This window comes from Pelovirga sp., from assembly GCF_059864205.1.
Window position 1 is genome coordinate 1 of sequence record NZ_JCBCBS010000106.1, and the last position, 3,318, is coordinate 3,318.

At 55.7% G+C, this 3,318-nt stretch carries 3 protein-coding genes; all 3 read left to right on the forward strand.

What is annotated here, in order from left to right; translation table 11 throughout:
* On the forward strand, nt 1-486 hold a 486-nt coding region (locus AC6F7T_RS06790), incomplete at its 5' end, for a PhnD/SsuA/transferrin family substrate-binding protein (protein WP_500717261.1).
* A complete protein-coding gene (locus tag AC6F7T_RS06795) occupies nt 477-1,949 on the forward strand; it encodes an ATP-binding protein (RefSeq protein ID WP_500717263.1) in 1,473 nt (490 codons plus the stop codon). The genes AC6F7T_RS06790 and AC6F7T_RS06795, both read left to right, overlap by 10 nt.
* On the forward strand, nt 1,942-3,288 hold the full coding sequence (locus tag AC6F7T_RS06800; protein ID WP_500717265.1) for a sigma 54-interacting transcriptional regulator: 1,347 nt from the start codon (nt 1,942-1,944) through the stop codon (nt 3,286-3,288). The genes AC6F7T_RS06795 and AC6F7T_RS06800 overlap by 8 nt, the downstream gene beginning before the upstream one ends.
* Nucleotides 3,289-3,318 lie beyond the last annotated feature (30 nt).

Consider the following 3,318-nt stretch of genomic DNA (forward strand, 5'->3'; position numbering starts at 1 on the left):
TCTCTGGAAGAACTCAAGGGAAAGAGCTTTGCCTTTGGGGATCACCACTCCACCTCCGGTAAACTGATCCCCCACCATATGCTTGCGCAGAAAGGGGTACAGCTTTCCGATCTGGAGTCCTACAGCTACTACGAATCTCACGACGCAGCAGCCAAAGCCGTTCTCAAGGGGAACGCTGTCGCCGGTGCCCTCAAGGATGTCGTCGCCTACCGTTATCGCGAACATGGGTTGCGGTTTCTTGCCATTTCCGATCCGGTGCCGGCCGTTCCCATTGTGGTGCACAAAAATGTAGATCCCCATCTGGTGGCGGCAATGAAAGAAGCACTGCTGGCCATCGACCCATCCGATCCCCGGACAAAACAACACCTCATTCAGTGGGATCCGGAGTTCGCCCATGGCTTCGTCAGTGTCGGCATCGATAACTACAGGGACATTATAGAATTGACGCTCAACAACAAAACCGGGTGCGGCCTCGGATGTCACTGAAGCGCCCACAGATCGGTCTGCGCGCCCGCTTCATGCTACTTGCGGTGCTGCTCACCATCACCTCCTCAGGCATCTGGGGTGGATGGATGTGGCTAAACGAGAAGAGATCTTTACTGGATCGAGCCTCGCGGGAAGGGGAGATGCTGATTTCAACCATGGCGATCCCGATCATTAACGCCCTGCTGTATGAGGAGCTCGGCGTCATTCACGAAGGCGGCTTGCTTGACAGTTTTGTCGCCGAAATTATGGCAACGCCCAACCTTGTGGTGCGCTACGCTTTTGTTCTTGATGAAAACGGCCAGGTACTGGCACATAATCGCCTGTCGGAATATGGCAACACCTACGACGACCCCCTAAGCATAGCGACCCTTAAGGCCAACGCCTTCACCCAAATCGACGTCATCCAGGGCGGTGAACGCCTTGCCGACCTCGCCATGCCGCTCAATATTGCCGGCAAAAGCTGGGGCAGTTTGCGGGTGGGAATTTCCATGGAACCGGCCTATCGCGATATCGGTCGCCTCGAATACCAGATTTTTCTTTTTTCTGCCCTGTTCTCGGCAGGGGCGCTGGTCATCTACTGGATCATCGGCACCCTGCTGGTAAAACCGATAAAAGAACTAACCGGCAGCATGGAAATGGTCGGTGAGCACCGGCCATCCCTGCCGACAGACCATTTTCGACAGGACGAAATCGGTTTGTTGCAAAAAAGTTTTGCTGACATGCTTGAGCGCCTTAATCAGAGTGAAACAGAGCGCGAGATATCGGTGGCGCGCATGCTCGAAAATGAGCGGATCCTTGCCATTGGTCGTCTGGTTTCCGGAGTTGCCCACGAGGTCAACAATCCTCTGGCCGGTATTGAAAGCGCCCTTTACCAGATTGAGCGCAAAGGCGGAGAACCGGTGCAGCGCTATATCGGACTGGTCCGCCAGAGCATCGAACGCATTGGTCGCATCGTCGGCCAGCTTTCCGACCTGTCGCGGGTTGGCGAAATCACCCCGCAAGTGGTGGACAGCGATCTTTTTTTTGATGATGTGGTGATGTTTTCCCGCATGGCCATCAAAGACAGCGGCTGCCGACTACTGACCGACAACCGCTGCCCCCGCACCATCCTCTTTCTCGACCGTGACAAGATTCATCAGGTGGCGCTCAACCTGATCATCAACGCGGCTGACGCGACCACCAGCGGCGGCACGGTCAGACTTCTGGCCGAGCTGGATGGCGATTGCTATGTTCTGCAGGTGCAGAACACCGGCGATCCCATTCCTGATGACATTGCCGCCCAGATATTTACCCCGTTTTTTACCACCAAGGAGGCTGGCCATGGTTCCGGCATGGGTCTTGCTGTTTCCCGGGGCATTGCCGAGTATCATGGTGGCAGTCTGACATACACCCATCGCGACGGACGTACAGCGTTTACCCTGTCGATTCCGAACGCTCTTTACCGGGGAACTGATCATGCATAGGAACAAGATTCTGCTGGTTGAAGATGAGCTGGTTCATCTGGAGATGCTTACCGAGGTATTGACAGACAACGGCTATCGGGTTGTTCCGGCCAAAGACGGTCAACAGGCGGCGGACGCTCTGGCCAATGAAATCTTTCCCGTAGCTCTGATCGATATCCGTCTGCCCGATATCAGCGGCATGTCACTGCTGGAATTGATCCTTGGCCAGCAACCCGATTGCACCATCATGATGATGACGGCACAGGCAACGGTTGAGGCTGCAGTCGATGCCCTCAAACAGGGCGCCCATGACTATCTGGCCAAACCTTTTCGCACCGAATTGCTCCTGCTCAAACTCAAACGCCTGTTTCATCTCCAACAACTTGAAGCTGAAAACCGCAGCTTGCGACAAAAAGATCAGACCTCCGGAATGATCGGTGACAGCGCCTCCCTGCGCAAATTTCTCGGTGCGGCACAGAGCGCAGCGGGAACCGATGCCACCATCCTGCTGCAGGGGGAAAGCGGCACCGGCAAGGAACTGGCCGCCGATTTCATCCACCGCTCCAGCCCCCGCTGCGACGGCCCTCTGGTCAAGGTCAATTGCGGGGCGATCCCCGAGACCCTCCTCGAATCGGAGCTGTTCGGCACGGAAAAGGGAGCCTACACCGGGGCAGAACAGGCGCGACGCGGCTACCTGGAACAGGCTCAGGGCGGCTCCCTGTTTCTGGACGAAGTCGGCGAAATTCCGCAAACGATGCAGGTCAAACTGTTACGCGTTCTGCAGGATGGTGTCATCCGGCGTCTGGGAAGCGAAAAACAGATCAAGGTCGACTTTCGCCTGATTGCCGCCACCCACCGGGATCTGGCTGAGCTCCGTGATGAAGGAACCATCCGTGAAGATTTCTTTTATCGGCTGAATGTCATCCCATTGTATCTGCCGCCCCTGCGGCAGCGGCGCGAAGACATTCCCTTGCTGGTCAATCATTTTATCGGAAAGTACGCGGCGCGTTACGCAAAAGATCCGATTCGACTGAGTATTGAAACCTACGAACAACTGCAGAACTGCCCATTACCGGGCAATGTTCGCGAGCTGGAAAACCTGATCGAGCGCCTCCAGGTTCTGGCCCCCGGCAAGGAAATTACCCCCGGGATGCTACCGGAACCACTGCGCCGTTGTGGCGATGGCAGCAGCGAAATTATTCAATGCTTCCGCACTGACCAGCCCCTGCGCGACGCCATGCACGATTTTGAACAACGTTTTATTGCTCGTGTCGTTAATGAGGAAAACGGCAATCGTACTGCGGCAGCACAGCGTCTGGGGATTTCCCGTAAATCCCTATGGGAAAAACTCAGCCTTTGATGGCGTCGCCATCCTATGACTTTTTGCAAG

What these genes read in the sequence shown, in the direction of transcription:
- AC6F7T_RS06800 (WP_500717265.1), top strand. Translation starts at nt 1,942, where the DNA reads ATGCATAGGAACAAGATTCTGCTGGTTGAAGATGAGCTGGTTCATCTG.
- AC6F7T_RS06795 (WP_500717263.1), top strand. Translation starts at nt 477, where the DNA reads ATGTCACTGAAGCGCCCACAGATCGGTCTGCGCGCCCGCTTCATGCTA.